20 protein-coding genes are annotated in these 18,365 nt (G+C 30.8%); 7 read left to right on the plus strand and 13 right to left on the minus strand.

What is annotated here, in order from left to right:
• Positions 1–12 precede the first annotated feature (12 nt).
• The 5 genes from HPY60_06210 to HPY60_06230 all read right to left on the minus strand — a co-directional run bounded on the left by HPY60_06210 (position 13) and on the right by HPY60_06230 (position 5,289).
• Positions 13–1,395: a PAS domain S-box protein gene (locus tag HPY60_06210; protein ID NPV50775.1), complete on the minus strand. Its 1,383-nt coding sequence runs from the start codon at positions 1,393–1,395 to the stop codon at positions 13–15.
• 99 nt (positions 1,396–1,494) lie between these two features.
• Positions 1,495–2,223 (minus strand): epoxyqueuosine reductase, encoded by a 729-nt coding sequence (locus HPY60_06215; protein NPV50776.1) that lies wholly within the window; start codon positions 2,221–2,223, stop codon positions 1,495–1,497.
• A 46-nt stretch (positions 2,224–2,269) separates the two neighbouring features.
• Entirely contained in the window at positions 2,270–3,154 is an 885-nt protein-coding gene (locus HPY60_06220) for an EamA family transporter (GenBank protein ID NPV50777.1), read from the minus strand.
• Between the two features lie 30 nt (positions 3,155–3,184).
• Complete coding sequence (locus HPY60_06225) at positions 3,185–3,901, minus strand: alanyl-tRNA editing protein (GenBank protein ID NPV50778.1); 717 nt, start codon at positions 3,899–3,901, stop codon at positions 3,185–3,187.
• Positions 3,902–3,951: 50 nt separating this feature from the next.
• The gene (locus HPY60_06230; GenBank protein ID NPV50779.1) at positions 3,952–5,289 is read right to left on the minus strand and encodes a sodium-dependent transporter; all 1,338 of its coding nucleotides are present in this window, start codon (positions 5,287–5,289) and stop codon (positions 3,952–3,954) included.
• A 271-nt stretch (positions 5,290–5,560) separates the two neighbouring features.
• Between HPY60_06230 and HPY60_06235 the strand changes: the two genes are divergently transcribed.
• Positions 5,561–6,010, plus strand: a complete 450-nt coding sequence (locus HPY60_06235; GenBank protein ID NPV50780.1) for a fasciclin domain-containing protein — start codon at positions 5,561–5,563, stop codon at positions 6,008–6,010.
• A 27-nt stretch (positions 6,011–6,037) separates the two neighbouring features.
• On the plus strand, positions 6,038–6,937 hold the full coding sequence (locus tag HPY60_06240) for a radical SAM protein (protein NPV50781.1): 900 nt from the start codon (positions 6,038–6,040) through the stop codon (positions 6,935–6,937).
• Between the two features lie 2 nt (positions 6,938–6,939).
• On the opposite strand, the gene HPY60_06245 is transcribed toward HPY60_06240, so the two are convergent.
• From HPY60_06245 to HPY60_06255, 3 genes are all read right to left on the minus strand, one after another.
• A complete protein-coding gene (locus HPY60_06245; GenBank protein NPV50782.1) occupies positions 6,940–7,776 on the minus strand; it encodes a hypothetical protein in 837 nt (278 codons plus the stop codon).
• Positions 7,777–7,845: 69 nt separating this feature from the next.
• On the minus strand, positions 7,846–9,480 hold the full coding sequence (locus tag HPY60_06250; protein NPV50783.1) for a thermosome subunit: 1,635 nt from the start codon (positions 9,478–9,480) through the stop codon (positions 7,846–7,848).
• 104 nt (positions 9,481–9,584) lie between these two features.
• On the minus strand, positions 9,585–10,040 hold the full coding sequence (locus HPY60_06255) for a protease complex subunit PrcB family protein (protein ID NPV50784.1): 456 nt from the start codon (positions 10,038–10,040) through the stop codon (positions 9,585–9,587).
• A 224-nt stretch (positions 10,041–10,264) separates the two neighbouring features.
• Between HPY60_06255 and HPY60_06260 the strand changes: the two genes are divergently transcribed.
• The 3 genes from HPY60_06260 (at position 10,265) to HPY60_06270 (ending at position 12,563) form a co-directional block, all read left to right on the plus strand.
• Complete coding sequence (locus HPY60_06260) at positions 10,265–11,536, plus strand: 4Fe-4S binding protein (GenBank protein ID NPV50785.1); 1,272 nt, start codon at positions 10,265–10,267, stop codon at positions 11,534–11,536.
• Positions 11,537–11,693: 157 nt separating this feature from the next.
• Positions 11,694–12,182 carry a hypothetical protein gene (locus HPY60_06265; GenBank protein ID NPV50786.1) on the plus strand — a complete coding sequence of 163 codons (489 nt, stop codon included), beginning with the start codon at positions 11,694–11,696 and terminating at the stop codon, positions 12,180–12,182.
• A gap of 12 nt (positions 12,183–12,194) precedes the next feature.
• A complete protein-coding gene (locus tag HPY60_06270) occupies positions 12,195–12,563 on the plus strand; it encodes a hypothetical protein (GenBank protein ID NPV50787.1) in 369 nt (122 codons plus the stop codon).
• Between the two features lie 56 nt (positions 12,564–12,619).
• Here the strand turns inward: HPY60_06270 and HPY60_06275 are convergent, their stop codons facing one another.
• The 4 genes from HPY60_06275 to HPY60_06290 form a co-directional block, all read right to left on the minus strand.
• Complete coding sequence (locus HPY60_06275) at positions 12,620–14,203, minus strand: hypothetical protein (GenBank protein ID NPV50788.1); 1,584 nt, start codon at positions 14,201–14,203, stop codon at positions 12,620–12,622.
• A gap of 83 nt (positions 14,204–14,286) precedes the next feature.
• Positions 14,287–14,637 carry a DUF190 domain-containing protein gene (locus HPY60_06280; protein ID NPV50789.1) on the minus strand — a complete coding sequence of 117 codons (351 nt, stop codon included), beginning with the start codon at positions 14,635–14,637 and terminating at the stop codon, positions 14,287–14,289.
• Entirely contained in the window at positions 14,638–15,018 is a 381-nt protein-coding gene (crcB, locus tag HPY60_06285; protein NPV50790.1) for a fluoride efflux transporter CrcB, read from the minus strand.
• 173 nt (positions 15,019–15,191) lie between these two features.
• Positions 15,192–16,046, minus strand: a complete 855-nt coding sequence (locus tag HPY60_06290) for a DMT family transporter (protein ID NPV50791.1) — start codon at positions 16,044–16,046, stop codon at positions 15,192–15,194.
• 82 nt (positions 16,047–16,128) lie between these two features.
• Here HPY60_06290 and HPY60_06295 point away from each other — a divergent pair, with 82 nt between their 5' ends.
• Together HPY60_06295 and HPY60_06300 are read left to right on the plus strand one after the other, a co-directional pair.
• Positions 16,129–16,947, plus strand: a complete 819-nt coding sequence (locus HPY60_06295) for a tyrosine recombinase XerC (protein ID NPV50792.1) — start codon at positions 16,129–16,131, stop codon at positions 16,945–16,947.
• Between the two features lie 39 nt (positions 16,948–16,986).
• Positions 16,987–17,625, plus strand: a complete 639-nt coding sequence (locus HPY60_06300) for an adenylate kinase (protein NPV50793.1) — start codon at positions 16,987–16,989, stop codon at positions 17,623–17,625.
• Between the two features lie 14 nt (positions 17,626–17,639).
• Here HPY60_06300 and HPY60_06305 read toward each other — a convergent pair whose 3' ends face one another.
• On the minus strand, positions 17,640–18,236 hold the full coding sequence (locus HPY60_06305; GenBank protein ID NPV50794.1) for a DUF4130 domain-containing protein: 597 nt from the start codon (positions 18,234–18,236) through the stop codon (positions 17,640–17,642).
• Positions 18,237–18,365 lie beyond the last annotated feature (129 nt).

An 18,365-nucleotide genomic window follows, 5' to 3' on the forward strand; every position in this document is an offset into this window, starting at 1 on the left:
TAATTTTTTATTTCACATGAAACTATTCAAAAACTCTTTTGTATCCTCTGTATCTATCCATCCCTTGTCCAATCCTTCTATCAAACTTTCGATTTTATCTACTTGATTTAATATTTTTCTATTCATTTTTTCATCTTCTATTTTTAATTCAGCATAGCCACTTATAATAGAAAGAGGATTTCTAATATTATCAATTAAAAAAGCAATATATTGTATATTTTCTTGAAGTTGTGTATATGCCTTTTTCTTATCTGTAATATCCATAATTGTTATAATGTTGCCCCTTTCGGGATTTGAAACGTTTAACGGGCTGCCCCTTAGGTGGCAATCAAAGATAGTTCCATCTTTTCTTTTCCATCTAGTTTCTATGTCTAAAATTTTATTTTCTTGATTGCTAAGGTCAAATTCTCTCCCTATTCGACCATATTCTTTTTCATCATCGTAAAATATTTTTGTATCATTTTTTAAAAGTTCTTCATGAGAATATCCTGTCATTTCACACATTCTTGGATTGCACCACTGTATCCTTCTCCCATTTAAAAGTCCAATACCTACTGGAGCCGCTGCAAATATCCCATTCAAAGTATTTTCTCTTGTTTGAAGTTCTTCTTGAATTTTTTTTCTATCTGTTATATCAATACCCATCTCGACAGTAAGCATTGTTCCATCGTAATCTTTGAAAGGGAAATCATAGATTTGATAGATTTTACCGTTTACTTGAGTTCTTTCATTAATATTTATTTTTTTAGTTGAAAATACTTCTAGTACCGGGCATGATAAACAAGGTTCTCTGTTTCTATCTTCAAATCCATGGAATATTTTGTAACAACTTCTTCCATCGGCCAAATCAAAATTATCCCTTAAATAACGATTAACAAATTTTATTGAAAGGTCTGAACCAAAAACACAAACATATGCTGGCAATTCTTCCAACAATGAATATAATCTTTTTCTACTGGCAGTAATAGCTTCTAAGACTGCTCTTTTTTCTTTAATATCATTTAAAATAAAATGGCCTTTAACGTAATGACCTTTACTATCATATACTATTTTACCGTTAATAGAAAACAATGCCCTAGTTTTATCTTTCTTTATGATTTCAAATTCTACGTCTTTTGCAATACCCTTTTCTAGAAAATCTTCAAAAAAATAATTAAAATCTTCACGGTATTCTGGCGGGATATAATTTATAAAAAAATCCCCTATGATATCCTCTTCTGAATATTTTAAATAATCAAGGCAAGTTTTATTTAATTTAAGTATTTTCCCATTCTTATCTATAGAAATATAACTAAGTGGAGCATTATCAAAGAGGAACTTATAGCACTGATAATTTTCTCTGAGTTGAGATATTTCTTCTAGTAGCTGTTCTTTTGATTTTTCTTTGTCATCCATCCGTCTTCCTCATTTTTATCAAAATAGTTGAAATTATCCTTAAATTCAATATTTGTTCAAAAGACTAATATCATTATATATTTATTTTATTTAATTTAACTATTTATTAATTTTTCCCCAAGGGCAAACTTTTAAGCATATTCCACAGACCATTACCCCTATATCTGGATCTTCTGAAAATTCCTGGAGTTTTGAAACGCACTTAGTAATGTCAAGAGAAGTTTCTCTATCTTCTGGATAATCTTTGAAATTAGCATTTTTTAATGCACCAACAATACACTCATCAATACATTTTTGGCATTCCCCACATTTATTTTCAAGAGGCGTTCCTGTCTTTAAAGGTGCATCAGTAAGTATTGAAGCAAAACGAATACGCGGGCCATAATCTTCAGTTATTAAATTTAAAGATTTACCAATCCATCCAATCCCTGCTGCCCTTGCAATTGCCCGGTGAGATATAAAACTTCGCCAAATTTTATCTTTAAGAGGTTTGGACGCAAGTATTGGAAAAGCTTTATATTTTTTTGATTCTAAAAATTTTGTAATTTCATAAGCTATAAAATCTAATCTATCATTTATCATGATATAATGTTTAGCATAAATTGGTCTACTTCCAGGAAGTTTCTCAAGGATTTCATCCGGTACCTTTAACCCTATGCTAATGCCTCGTGAGTAATTATCAAGAAGATCTTTTGGATAAGTTTCATATTCTCTTAGTAAATCAAGATCTGCAACCCCAAAAGTATCCACCCCAAGATTATATGACTTTTCTATTAATTCACAAGTTAAATCAGATTCAATTTCCTTTGAATCATTTATTTTTTTCATGTTTTAAATTAATAATGATTTTTTATAAATATATTGTAAAATTAGTTTACTCTTTTATTGCCAAATAGTTTGATACAAGAATCAACCCTCCGCCTAAAAAAATACTTGAACTGAGATATTGGCTGAATAAAACAATTCCCAAAATTGAAGCCACAACTGGTTCTAAAATCAGAATAACTCCTGCTTTTGACGCTTCTACGTTTGTAATTCCTTTATAGAAGAAATAATTGGGCAAGAATGCACCAACAAGAGAGAATAAAACAAAGAACGCCCAATATTCAATTGGAAATTGATACGATAATCTTGTCAATGAACCATTTTGATAAATTAATTTAGCCGCTGGCCATAAAATTATCAGCCAAAGAAATGATATAAGTGAATAAGCCGATAATGTATTTATGTAATAGACTTTATTGATGCTAGTTTTCCTAGCAAAAACAACCCACAAAGATAAGAATATGCCTGCAATCAAAGAGGAAACTATTCCTTTTGAACTGCCGATATTACTAATATTCCAAGGAGACAGAAGGAAGATTACTCCAAGAAATGCAATAGATACAGGCAATAATTTTTTTCTAGATATCTCTTCATTAAGGAAAACACTGCCAAATAATGTAGTCCAAATTGGTTGAGTATAGAGAAGAAGAGCAACTATTGCCACAGGAGTTCCAAATACGACACCCCCAAATTGAGTCAATTGCAATAATGCACCAATAAAGCCATATACTATAAAAAAAACAAGGGTGTTCTTGGATAGGGGCATTGTTTTTTTAATGGCCAGAATAGGCAACGTTATTAAGAAAAGAAATAATAAGGAGTAAGCAGATATTTCATATAAAGAAAATCCTAAATTTGAAAAAAACTGTCCCCCAGGGATTATTAGACCACAGAATATTGCAGAAATGATTATGTTCCAATATTCCTTCTTCATGAATTCCTGTGCTGTATTTTACTTATTAATCTATTTATCATCTAAAGTAAAGTATATCCTTCTATTATTCTTTCCCTTATTTACAGCCTCAAGAAAAGTAATCTTACCTATTTCTTTTAAACTTTTGATGTGGCATCCACCATCTGCCTGAGCATCGAATCCTTTGATATCTACAATTCTTAATTCTTTTAACTCATGGGGAAAATCCATGGCAAGTTTGAATAGCGATGGATCTTTTTTGGCCTCTTCGAGGTCTTTGTAGTAAATATCTACCGGAAGATCTCTCTCAATAATCTCATTGGCTTCTTCAATTATTTTTTTGATAAAATCGACATCAAATTTATCCATATTGAGATCTATTCTACCTTTTTCAGGGGTCAATTGATTTCCAGTTATTAACAAATTGTAATTTCTATTAAATACTCCTGATATTAGGTGGGCGGCAGTGTGATATCTCATTAACTTGTATCTCCTATCCCAATTTATAACACAATTAACTTCATCGCCTTCCTTTAGACCCTCTTTATCAATTTCGTGACTTATACTTCCTTCGAATTTACCCACATATATGACATTGTATTCTTTCCCATCTTTTTTATTAATAATTTTACCAGTATCCCACTCAACTCCGCCACTATTTGGATAGAATGATGTTTTATCTAATATTATATATTTGCCTTTAGCAGATACGACATTGGCATCAAATTCTTTTAGATATGAATCTTTCATATACAAACAGTCTTCCATTCAATCACCAGAAGTTTAAATATAAAAAATAAAAAAATTAAATTTTTTTATTATAGGCCTATTGAGCTAATTAATGCCCTGACGGCATTAACTAATATAATGAATATTACAATAGGAGCTACAACTCTAAGGATCCAGATCCAAACTGGCTCAAGTTTGAATGCTCCTTCTGAAGTTGTTTCTTTCTTTGCAACATCCACTATTAACCATCCGACAAATAGTGCAATTAGCATACCGCCTAGTGGAAGCATTATATCTGATAGAAGACTCATAGCATCTAAGAATGGCAGGCCTGCAATGTTTATTGGCACCGCCCCTTGAGACAAAGCTGATGGTATACCCAACAAAAAGATTGCCCCACCTATTACTAGAGCTGCTTTATGTCTTGCCCATTTAACATTATCAATCATGTATGCTACCACTACTTCTAACAATGAAATAGCAGAAGTAATCGCTGCCACCAATAGAAGTACGAAGAATAATCCTGACCATACTGTACCTGCTGGCATTAGTGCAAAGACTTTAGGCAATGTTATAAAAGTAAGCCCTGGCCCTGCTCCGGGTTCGACTCCAAATGCAAAAACTGCTGGGAATATAACAAAGCCTGCTAAGATAGCTACTAATGTATCCAGTAATGTGACTGTAGCTGCTGACTGTGGTAAAGATGCCTTTTTTGAACCTAAGTAGCTTCCATAGGTTATCATAGCTCCCATTCCAAGAGAAAGTGAGAAAAATGCCTGTCCTAACGCGGCTAGTAAAGTTTTACTAGTTATCTTTGAGAAATCAGGATATAGATAGAAGCTGATCCCTGCCCCTGCTCCTGGTAAGGTTACAGCCCTTACAATGAGCAATAATAATATTAAGAAAAGTGCGGGCATCAGTATTTTGCACCAATCTTCTATTCCTTTACCAACCCCTCTATAGACAACATAAATTGTAATAGCCATGAATATAGCATGGAACAACACAGTTTGTGGACCATTGCCTATAAACCCTAAGAAGTAACTAGTAGCATCTGTAGAAGGATTGATTAATCCTGTAAATGAACTTATTACATACTTTATTGTCCACCCTCCAATTACAGAGTAAAATGACAATATTATAAATCCAGATGCAACACCTAGCCACCCTACAATGGGCCATGCCCCTCCTTTGAGCTTTTGGAATGCCCCAACGGGATTAAGTTTTGTAGATCGACCGATTACAAATTCGGCGAGCATTACAGAAACACCAATAGTGAAAACTATTAGTAGATATATCAATACGAATGCAGCTCCACCGTTTGCACCGGTAAGATATGGGAAACGCCAGATATTTCCTAAGCCAATTGCTGAACCAGCAGCAGCTAACCAGAAACCTGTCTTACTACCCCATGTTTCTCTTTCCATTTTTTAACCTCCTTAATTATTAAGTCCCTTAAACCAAGTTTAGCTTAGTTTATCAAGACATTGTCTAATTGTTTGTTAACTAATATATAAGTTTTACCGATTAAATTTTACTTTATCTAATATTTTCCAAAAATTAATAGTATTTTCTTTGCCGATTAATTACGCCATTCTATTTAATTTTATTATTTAGTATAATCATATTTTCATTATATTTTTATTAAATAATAGTAAAACTTAAGTAATTATATGTCATTTTTAGTAGGGGATAAAAATGAAAAATATAGTTGAAACTGCCATTGCAGCAGGAAATTTTAAAACGTTAGTTGAAGCAGTAAAAGCTGCAGGTTTAGTAGATGCATTAAGTGGTTCCGGACCCTTTACCGTTTTTGCTCCTCAAGATAGTGCATTCGCTGCACTACCCCCTGGTACGGTCGAGGGATTGTTAAAAGACAAAGCAAAATTATCAGATATTTTGAAGTATCATGTAGTATCTGGGAAATATGACCTTTCAGAACTTAGAAAGAGATCTGGAATGCAAAGTCAAATGACGAAACTAAAAACATTGCAAGGTAAAGAGCTTAAAATATCTTCTGCCAAATCAACTTCAGGGTCTGATGAAATAGAAACTGTAATGCTTGAAAGTTCAGTCGTTATTAAACCCGATATACTATGTTCTAATGGAATATGTCACATGATTGACAGAGTTTTAATACCTAAATAAAATTAATTTTTATTTTTTCGTGAGTAAATGAAAGATTTTTTTAAACCTGTTTACTTATCTATGAGTAAAGAAGATTTTGAATTTAAATTAAATAAATCTATCGGGATATTATCAAAATGTAACTTATGTCCTAGAAAATGTAATGTAAATAGATGTGAAGGTGAGTTAGGAGTTTGTAATTCTGGGATTAATTTAAGAATCTCAAGCTATGGCCCTCATTATGGCGAAGAGAAAGAGCTTGTAGGAAAATATGGATCAGGAACTATTTTTTTTACTAATTGCAATTTAAAATGTATATTTTGCCAAAATTATGATATAAGTCATTTGGGCCAAGGATATGAAGTTACTAATGAACAACTTTCAAAAATAATGCTCTATCTTCAAAATAAAGGATGTCACAATATCAATCTTGTAACTCCAACTCATTTCATGCCTCAAATATTACAATCGGTATATTTGGCAATAAAAGACGGATTAAAAATACCCTTAGTGTATAATTGTGGTGGGTATGAGAGTTTAGATTCCATTAAAATATTAGAGGGTATAATAGACATCTATATGCCCGATTTTAAATTTGGAGATAATAAATCGGCATTAAAGTATATTGGAGTCAAAGATTATTTTAATCGAGCAAAGGAGGCTATAAAAGAAATGCACAAACAAGTAGGGGATTTGAAACTAGATAATGATAGAATTGCAAGGAGTGGATTAATCATAAGACACCTTGTAATGCCAAACAATTCTTCTAATTCTGAAAAAGTTATTGAATTCATTTCAAATGAGATATCTAAAAAATCATATTTTAATCTCATGGAACAATACAGACCTTGTTACAAAGCAATTGATTATCCAGAGATTAATAGAAAATTAAAAAGACAAGAATATTTGGATTGTTTAAAGATTGCAAAAAGATTAATTAATTATTAGAACTACAAATCTTCTTTATTTACAGTTTTTAGCCGTTCAATCTTTTCTCTATTAAACATGTATAATCCAACTTTATCTTCATCTATTTTTAAGAACGTATTGTGGATTAATTCATCTTTTCTCCAACTTCCAATATTTATTACCTCATTCCCATTTGTAATAAATGGTCTATGCGTATGGCCAAAAACTAAATTGGCTGAATTTTCAATTGGAATAAATATATTCAAAAAAGTAGATACTGAAAATCTTTCAATTTTTCCTACGGTAAGCCTCAAAGAAGGACTTTTTGAAAGTTTATCTTGTAAATCTTCCACTAAAGGAAGTGGTAGCTGTTCAAAATCTCTAAATAATTTTCCTATTTTCCATAAGAAATCTTTAATTGAGCCTTTAAGTTCCCCCTCGTAACATGATTTTTTAAAGAATTCCTCATATAGAGTAATGTCTTTATTTAGGCTAGTCAATACATCAAGCTCATACCCATGGGTAAAAAAGTACTTTGAACTACCTTCTTTGAGAGTAATATTTTTTAATATATTGAAAGGAAACATCGAATTCTTATTGGCCAGTTCTTCAACTATTATATCATGATTCCCGAATAAATAGTAAATATTTGCCACTTCTTCTATTTGTTTTATTTTGGAGATTATATCTTCATTTTCAATTATCGCTTTTACAGGATCCCTCATTGAAAATTCTATTATGTCTCCTAATAAAATAAAATGATTGTTTCTTCTTTTATTTCTTGAGAATTCACTTTTTAAGTATTCAAGAAATAATTCAAAAGTTTCTTTCTCAAATTCCTTTAATCCAATATGTAAATCAGAAACTGCTATTATCACAATTTGAATTATGCTATACTATATTTAAAATTTGGGATTAGAATAGAAGAATAAAAATTTTAAAATAATTTATGCAATATCTTGTGCCGATCGTGCCATCCCTTTATTAGCTTCAGATTTTGCAAGTTCTCTTCCCGCTAGCACATCGTCTATCCTAAGTATCATTACAGTTGCTTCAGCAGCACTCTTTATGGCCTGTTCTTTTATTTTTAAGGGTTCAACGACTCCTGCTTTTGACATATCTTCTATCTTTCCATTTTTGACATTTATTCCCATTGACTTTCCATTTTCTTTGTTATGGCTAGCTCTTAAATTTACTAAAATATCAATCATGTCAAGTCCAGAGTTTTCTGCAATAGTTTTTGGGATTCCTTCTAAAGCTTCTGCAAAAGCTTTCACTGCAAGTTGTTCTCTACCCTTTAAAGAATTTGAAAAAGTAGATAATTTTTTTGCAATCTCCATTTCAGATGCTCCAGCTCCAGTGCAAATAATGCCTTCTTTTACAACTGCAAGTAATACACCGATAGCATCGTCCAAGGCCCTTTCAACTGTTTCAACAAATTGTTTTGTTCCGCCTCTTATGAGTATACTGGCAGCTTTTGGATCGGTACAGCCTTCAATAAAAGTCATGTATTCGTCGCTAACTTTTCTTTCTTGTACTAATTCAGCTTTTCCTAAATCATTTGGTTCAAGATCTAATGCCATATTGACTATTCTTGCCCCAGTAGCTTTTGATATCTTCTTTATCTCTTTTTCACTTACACTCTTAAGGGCATAAACTCCTGCGTTTGAAAGGAAACTTAGCGCAGATTCGTCTATACCTTTTTGGCAAATTAATACATTCGCACCGGCATTAACGATTCTGTCGACCATTCTTTTTAACATAAATTCTTCTTGATCAAGAAATGCTTGTACATTTTCAGGTGATGTTATTCTTATTTTTGCATCTATTCCAGTTTTTTTGACTTCTATTGGGCTTGTAAGTATCGCTATTTTAGCATTTTTAATTTTTTCAGGCATTGAATCATAAGCTCTGTTTTCATCTACAAGGAGCCCCTTTATAATTTTAGAATCCTCTAGACCTCCTCCTTCCTTTACAGTTATTTTTATATCTTTTTTAGAAGCAGAACTTAAGCCATCCACTGTGCTTGTCACTATTTTTACTGCATCGACTGCTATTTTTGCTAATTTATCTACAGATTTTTCTGCAGCTTTTCCAGTCATAGATGTTTTTGCAATTTGAAGAAGTACTTTCTCATCATCTAATGAAATTTTATCTCCTATTTCATTTAACATGTTTAGAGCTTTTTCTGTAGCTATATTATAACCGCTTATTATTGTAGATACATGAAGGTCTTGATCAAGTAAGGATTCTGCTTTTTTAAGTAGTTCTCCTGCCAATACAACGGCAGTTGTAGTTCCATCTCCTACTTCTTGATCTTGAGTTCTTGCTACTTCGACAATCATTTTAGCAGCCGGGTGTGATATGTCTATTTTGTTTAGAATAGTTGCACCATCATTAGTAATCATTACATCTCCAGAATACTCTACGAGCATTTTGTCCATTCCTCTTGGACCTAAAGTAGTTTTTATTATTTCGGCAACTATTCTGCCGGCCATAATATTCATTCTAAGGGCATCTTTTCCCGTATATCTTTGGGATCCTTCAGGCTGAATTCCCATAGGTTGTTTTATATTTGCCATATTCTCACCTTTTATTTTTAATTAAATAATCTATGTCTAAATTACAGGTTATCTAAATAAAAACACTAGTATTGGTTTTAAGTAATTAAATCCCATTTAAAAAATTAACGGCGTATTTGTTTATTAGTTTTTAATATTTTGATAACATGGAATGGCCTAGTTATTTTAGATTCTAAAGGACATCCTGCACAAGGTATTTCTCTTGAAACATAAAGTCCAATATAGTCTTCAAATTCATATACTTCCTTTATTTCAATATCATAGCCTGTCGTTTGATTTTCTCCCATTGTTACGGCAATGAAGGTATATTTATCTTCATCAAAAGCAATATTTTCAACTTTAATGTTCTGAGCACCATTTTTTAGGTCTTTTGAAAAAATTTCCCAATCTTCTTTTGTATTTATAACAAATGTTTTTCTTTCAGCTATTCCTGAATATTCTGCTTTTAGAACTGTTTCAAAATCTAGGGTATCTGCATTTCTAGGGGGTAACATAGAGATATAGGTAATGCCTATTAAAATAGCTATTACTGATAATGAAATTAGTATCTTTTCTTTCATATATTTCCTATCATTTATTCATTTTAATCATTATTTAACTATTTATGTAAATTATAATTCGTTATTTTTATAAATTGTTATTTAATAAAACATTTATCTAGGATAATCATATTTTTTATTTGTTTATAACCATTTCTTTTCTATTGTTTCAAATATGGCGTAATTTGGGAATAAATCTGGAATATCTTTTTATAATGAACACTAAATCCTGTTTCAGTGAGTACATGAATAAAACGTCAGTTTTTTTATTTACTTTGTTATTAATGAGTATAATAAATATAAATCATGTTTATTCGTGGGATGATTGTCCTTTTGGAGAAACAAATTCCAGTTGTGTTTATCCAGGTGATTGTGGAAAATACATTGATACTAATAATAATAGGATTTGTGATAGATCTGAGCCTTCACCAAGCATAACCCAAAATCAATCTAAAGTAATTCCCGTGGAGATAAGCCTTCCTGAGATTAAGGGTAGCACAGTTAAAACAATGACTCTCGAAGAAGTTGCTAAAGCTTATTCGATTGATACAAAAGATTTGATGGAAAGTCTAAGAATAAATGTTTCACCTAAAACGAGAGTTGAAAACTTGAGATCATATGGAATTACCAATAGTATGGTAAAAGAAAAGGCCGAGTTATTATTTATAGAATCTAGTAAGAATTTATATGGTAATGAAACAATAATTAATTCAAATCATTCTTCTGAAGAATCTGAATCGGGGAATAGTTTAGAAAAAATAATGAAAGAAGATCTTTTAGTTACATTAGGTTTAATGATATTAGGTTCACTCTATTTTTTCAAATTCAAAAGAAAAGAGATTCGATATTTTGCATTAGCAGTATCCTTAATCTATCTTGGATTTATTCGTGGTGGGTGCCTCTGCGTAGTAGGATCTTTACAACAACTTTCTTTATATGCCATAGGCGCCATAAAAGGAAATTATCTTTACTGGTTGATGCTCTTCTTTTTACCCATTGGATTCTCCATTTTATTCGGAAGAATATTTTGTGGATATGCTTGTCCCATAGGGGCGTGGCAACAACTTATGTCTGGAATTGGTAGTAGACTAATAAAATTTAGAATGCCACAAAGATTAGATAAATTTCTAAAATATATCAAATACATATTTGCTGCTTTAATTGTAATAGTTGCTATCTCTACTAGGTATCCTTTTTTCCAAAAAATTGATCCATTTTCTTATTTATTTGGATTCAATTTTACATTATATGGAATAATTTCTGTTGCTATTGTATCTTTGGCATCAATAATTATCTCAAGACCATTTTGTAGGTATATATGCCCATACGGTGCAGTTTTGGCAATTTTATCAAGATTTTCAATATACAAAATAAAGACTAATAATGGATGTAAAAACTGCACTCTATGTGATCGTGTTTGTGAAACAGATGCAATTGAAAAGGGAATTGTAGACCAGTCAGAATGTATAAGATGCAAAAAATGCATTGATTCCTGTAAATTTGGCTTTCTTAAATAAATAGGCATCATTATGTTAGGATGCAATAATCCCAAAACATTATTATTTTAATATAAATTAATATTATTTTTTAAATTTAATTTAAGGAAAAACTTTAAATATCGAAAGTTTTAATTAGAGAATGAATTTAATTGCGAAATTCTCAAAGGTGGATTAAATGGACATAAATGTGAAATTGAAATATACAAGCACAATCATGAACGCTTGGCTTTATGGGGTTGAAAACACTGCGAATATTTTCTTCGATAAACCAAAGCTTTTTTACAGGAGATGGGGAACTATTGCGATTAGACCTTTTATAGAATCATGGAATGATCTTGGTATGGACTTCCAGAAAGGACTAAGCCCCTACAATACGGCAAAAATGTTTGTAGATGCACTTGTCAAAGCAGAATTTTTTAATAGTGCTGATTTTGAAATGGATGGTGATGACAATAATTTTACTTTTAAAGCAATTAATTGCCCTTACAAATCTCACTGTTCAAGGTTAATAGAAGAAGGAAAAGAAATTGCATGCCTAAGAGCTATAACGTTGCTAGGGGCAATGGAATATAATAAAGAAGGAGAATCTCTTAAGTACATGTATAAATTCGAATTTAATAAAGAAACTCCTTGTTTAGTTTCGTTTGAGAAATTTAAAGATTAATGTGGTGATCTAATGGCCAGTAGAATAGAAAAATTAACTGAAATGTTGAAAGATCTTGGTGGAACATCTCCTGATATCGAAGCTTCTGCCATAGTTTCGACAGATGGATTGGTAATAGCTAGCGCTTTACCAAAAGACGTTGAAGAGGACAGAGTAGCTGCTATGTCTGCAGCTATGCTTTCATTAGGTGAAAGAACTTCTAAAGAACTTATGAAGGGAAGTCTTGAAGAAGTCTTTGTTAAGGGGCAGAATGGTTACATTCTTTTAATGGGTGCGGGAGAAGAAGCTGTCTTAACTACATTAGCAAGAAAAGATGCAAAATTGGGATTAGTTTTCTTAGACATGAAAAGAGCTGCTGAAGAAATAGCTAAAGTTATTTAATAATTACAAAAGGCCATATTGATTAATTATTGCTAATAATAATTGGATTTATCAATTCAAGGATAATGTTCAATAAGCTTTTTGTATATTATATTTATCTCTTTTAATTTTTCTTCCGCTTTTTTTATAGTCGCATCACTTTTATTAATATTCTTATCGGGGTGTAAAAGGTCAACCCAGTACCTATACTGCTCTTTAATTAGTTCTTTTGTAATATCGCCATTATCTTCAAGTTCAAATTTAATAAGTAGTTCTTTAATTGATATTTCATCAACAACACTTTTTTTCTTTTGTTCTCTTTCTTTTTTATCCTCTTTTTCACGTTCTTGATATCTTTCGTAAGTTCTTTTTTGACCTTCCTCTGTTTTTTGATTTCTTATTCTTTCAAAATATAGCCTTATAGTATTTTCATCAAAATTTATAGAGTTATATCCACTTCTAATAAGATTCAAAGCAATATCAAGTATTTCTTTCATCTTTTGAGAATTATAATTTTTCGATGCAGACTCATATTCATTTTTTAATATTAAGAATAATTTATCCGTTACATAATTAATTCTTATTTTGTTGACTTGATATTTTGTCGCTATCTTTAATGCTTTTTCTAAATTAAGAATGGCTTCTTCATACTTTCCATATTCTTCATAGGCCCCTGATTTTTGAAAGTATGCTTTTATTATCCCGTCAATAGAATCATTAAAATGTTTAGAATAATTTTTTTCATCTTTTCCTAATTCAACAGATTTCTCAAATGCAGAAATAGCATCATCATACCTACTTTTTTCAAGAAGATTTTTTCCTTTTGAGTTGTAGCCTTTAATCAAATTATTTCTAGCTTCTATATATTCTCCAGAATCATTTCCATATATTTGTAATGCCATATCTAAGATTTTCTTAAGGTTTGATATGGCAGAATCGTATAATCCCTTGTTAATCTGATTAAAAGCAAATAAAGATTGTATTTTTGCTATATTCTTTTTAGCAGATTTCGCTGTTTCTGTTTCAATACCCATGTCATTAGTAATTTCTATAGCTTTGTCTATTGTATTGATTGCATCTTCAAATCTATCTCTTTTTGCATAATATTCTCCCTTTTGATTGTAACATATTACCAGATTGTTTAATGCTTCTTTAGTTTCATCAGATTTTTTTCCACTATTTTCTACACAGAAATCTAAGATTTTCTTAAATGAAGTTATAGCTTCATCAAATCTTTCTTGTTTTAAATTAAAAGAACCTTTTTCGAAATAAGCCTTTTTTAAACTTTCTTTAATATTCTTAATTTCTTCGGGCTTTATGGTGGGTATACTTAAAGATTTTTCTAAGGCTATTTTAAAATATGAAATCGCTTCATCAAATGAAGAATTTTGTAAGTAATCAAGAGCTTTTTTTTCGAATAACCAAACTACTTCTTCTTTTGAACTATCATCTAATTGTTTCTTTAGTTCGTGAATTTTATCATTAATCTCGTTTGTTTTTTTATAATTTCCTTTGGATAAAAACTTTTCATAAAGGGCGGTATATTCTGAAATAAGTACATTCCTGATAAACTTTACTTTTTCAGGATCTTTATTTTCTTTTTTCTCTTTTTCAAGTTGTTCTTCCCAAAATGATACTGGAACTTTTTTTTTCCTTACCACTGATTAGCCTCCAAAGGTATAATTGGAACAATGCAATCTCTATATAAAGAAGATTAAAAAACTAAGTTTTAAATCTTATTGAATTATTTGTTTTTTTCTGTTGTAGTGCCTTCATACATTATGATTTTTACCTTTTCTTGGGTAATCAATCCTTGTTTGATTATATTATCTAACTTGGGTTTTATCTTTTCAATTCTTTCAGGAAGGTCTACTAATTCTATTATTATTGGTAAATCTGTAGATAATCTCAATATAGACATAGTTTGCATTTTGCTAGTTTTTCCATATCCTTCTATACCTCTTAATACTGTAGTTCCAGATAAGCCCTCTTTCCTAAACATTTCTACAAGATATTTATACAAAGGTTTACCTTCATATCTATCTGATTCTCCTATGAAGATTCTTAAAAGGATTGCTTCTGATTCTTTTTTCATCTATGACCTCCATAATGAAAGCACAAATATTTTTCCCAATAGAACTGCAAATAAAGTTAATAAGACTGTAGCAATTATATTAATTGAAAGATATAAAGTTTCCTTACTTTCCAATAATCTAAAAGATTCATAACTGAAAGTAGACATAGTTGTGAATGCACCCAATATTCCAATCGTTAAGAAAATTCTTGTTTCTTCGCTAAATAATCCTTTATTTTCAGTGAGGTATAATATGACACTAAGGAAGAAACTTCCTATAACATTTACACTCAGAGTTCCTAATGGAAAATAAGATATTCCATTTTGTACCCATCCACTTACTAGGTATCTTAATACTGCACCTATAAATCCACCAATGCCTATTATAAATAAAAGATGCATAGCTAATCTGAAATTTACAAATAAAAATTGCTTATAAAATTATCTTTATTTAAGCCGGATTTGGCATGACGTGGAATCGAGTACTTTTTGATTATAAATTAGTAAAATCATCAATTTAATATGATAATAAAAATCAAGGAGCGACTTTGTTGATCTAAATATTTTTCATGAAACTATATGAATAGCATCCAAAGCCCAATAAGCATTATTGCCACTCCTAAAAGTCTTTCTTTTATATTCTCTTTTAGTATTCTCCCTGCTAAAACTACTGTAATAATCATAGCGGTCATTGAAGCAGGCTCAGCAATACTTACTTCTATCCCAGTGAATGCTATTAATAAGAATAAATAAGAGTATGCATTCAATCCCCCGCTCAAAGTTGCAACTTTTCTTTTTTCATTAAATAATTTAATTGTCGTTGATATATTACTCTTAGTTAAGATATATAATAATAAGAAGAGTGATATGCCTACATTCAGATAAAAAGCATAAAGCAATGGGCTTGCAAATCTAATTGCATTACCGTCAATAGTTCTTCCAATTGCTATTAATAGCGAAGCTCCTATCATATATTGACAAGATTTATCTAAAAAAATTGCTTTGAATGATTCTAATATATTACTTTTTCTGTTAAGGAAAGAAACTCCATAAAATAAGAACATTAGCCCAAGTATCTTGAACAGAGTTAATTTTTCTTCTAAAAAAGTTACGGCTAATATCAATAGAAAGAAGACATTGAAATTGTACAAAGGGCTCACTAAAGAAGCCTCTCCCTCGGATAGTGATTTTACATATAGCATAAATGCAATTGAATACACAAAACTACTCAACGTAACAAACAACAGGATTGAAGTATTCAGAACGATATCTACAAAAAAAAGTGTGGGAATTAAGAATATTGTCCCTATTCCAAAAAATAAAAATGTTCCACTAATACTATCTGATTTTTGCCCTAGTTTTTTTACAAGAATTCTTTCCCACCCTAAGAGAATAATTCTTCCCATTAGGGCAAGATAAGGTATTAGCATGAGATGTGGTATGACAATGAATTTATAAGCTTTTAATTAATTATGCGCAAAATTTATATATATATCGTTCTTATTTTTATTCATGCTTGAAGATTACTTGATGGAACTGGAACTTCGAGGCCAATCTAAAAACACTATCAGAAATTATGGCTATACACTTTCCAATTTTTTCGATTATACTAATAAGGATCCTAAAGACATAACAGAACAAGATATCAAAAGATATATGATATACCTCAAGAATGATAAAAATGCCACCAATAGAACTATACATAGACACCTCAATGCTTTACGTTCTTTTTTTAGATACCAAAATATCGACATTGCAGACAAAGTAATGCTTCCAAAATTGTCTAAGCCGCTTCCCAAGTTTTTGACTAAAGAAGAGATAAAAATTTTACTTGAAAAACCTAATAAATTACGTGATAAATGCCTTATCAGATTATTATATTCTACTGGTTTAAGAGTTTCAGAGCTAGTCAAACTTAATAAAAACGACATTAAGACAGAATCAATCCATGTTGTTTCTGGTAAAGGATCTAAGGATAGGATTGTATTTGTTGACTCTAAAACAAGAGAAATGTTGGAACAATATATTTTAGAGAGAAATGATTCAAACGAAGCTCTATTCTTAAGTACACATGGAGACAGAATTTCGGCAAGAACAATTCAGTGGTTAATAAAGAAGTACTCTATAGACTCGGGGATAGAAAAAAAGGTAACACCTCATGTATTAAGACATTCATTTGCAACACATATGCTTGAAGGTGATGCTGATATAGTAGTTATTAAGGAATTACTAGGGCATTCTAATCTATCAACTACACAAATCTATACTCATATAACAGATGAACGAAGAAAGAAAGTTTATGATAAAGCGCATCCTTTATCAAAAGAATAACTTTAAAAACAATTATAAAAGTCTCTAATTGGTGTTTTAATGAGAATAATTCTTTTAGGTCCGCCAGGCTGCGGTAAAGGGACTCAGGCTGAAGTCATCTGTAAGAATTTTAACATACCTCATATTTCTACAGGGGATATACTTAGAAACAATGTTAAAAGAGGGACGGAGATAGGAAGGGCTGCAAAGGAATATATGGATTCTGGTCGCCTTGTTCCTGACAATATTATTATCAGCATGATGAAAGACAGATTTTTAGAAGATGATTGTAAAAGGGGATTTTTACTTGATGGCTTTCCTAGGACGATTGCTCAGGCCGAAGCTTTGGATGACTTGTTGGAAAAAATGGACATATCTTTAGATCATATCATAAACATCGATGTACCGGATGAAGACATAATCAATAGAATATCCAAAAGATTATCATGTTCAAATTGCGGAGAAGTCTATAATCTAATGTTTAAGAAACCTAAGAAAGAAATGACTTGTGATTCTTGTGATTTAAAGCTCCATCAAAGAGACGATGATAAAGAAGAAGTCGTAAGGAACAGGCTTGAAGTATATAGAAAACAAACTGCTCCACTTATAGAATACTATAAGAAAAAAATAAAAAATGTCGACGGCAAGAAAAATATAAGTGAAGTCACTAAAGATATTCTTAATATTTTAAATTCTTAATTTTATCTAATTTTTTAATCAGATAAATATTCGTCCAAAGTTTTAGTGTTTAATCTTAATTCTATGTTGTTCCCTGCCGATTTCAGATATTTTTTCGGCATGTTTTTATAGAATAGTTTGTGGTTTTCTCTTTCTTGGATATATTGTGAATCATAGTAAACTTGCCATATTCTTGATATGTCTAATTCTTGATTTGATCCGATTAAAGTCTTTATTTCTTCTAAGGTTTCCTTTAGACTTTTTGAGTTTTCATATTTTTTGTATGATTTTTCAGAGTAGTACGATACCCAGACTTTATGATCATTACCCAGGATAATAATATTTTTTTGGAATCTTTTAGCGAAAATATCTGCAATTAATCCACCTATTTCATGTTCAGGTTTAATGTAACCAAAAAGTATCTTATCGTTAATTGAATTGAATCTGACAAAACCCCTCATTCTATGTATTTCTGATCTTACCTCTCCAACTTTTCTTCTGATTTTTACTATATCTGGATCAGCCGAAATATTCAATTCGTACCACGATACTTTTGTTGATTTTTCTATAAGAATTGGAGAAACATTCTTATTCATTGAAAGATATTCTGATACACTTAGTGACTTTTGCATTCGATCCACCTGTCAATTCTAAAGTATTCGCCCCCATTGATTTTTAAAAAAGGCGTGGCATTTTTGACCCTAACTCCCAAATTATGAAGTTGCTCCCTTTTGTAAATTTTACTCTTTTTTCTATAGTTG

This window comes from Methanofastidiosum sp., from assembly GCA_013178285.1.
Classification (GTDB): domain Archaea; phylum Methanobacteriota_B; class Thermococci; order Methanofastidiosales; family Methanofastidiosaceae; genus Methanofastidiosum.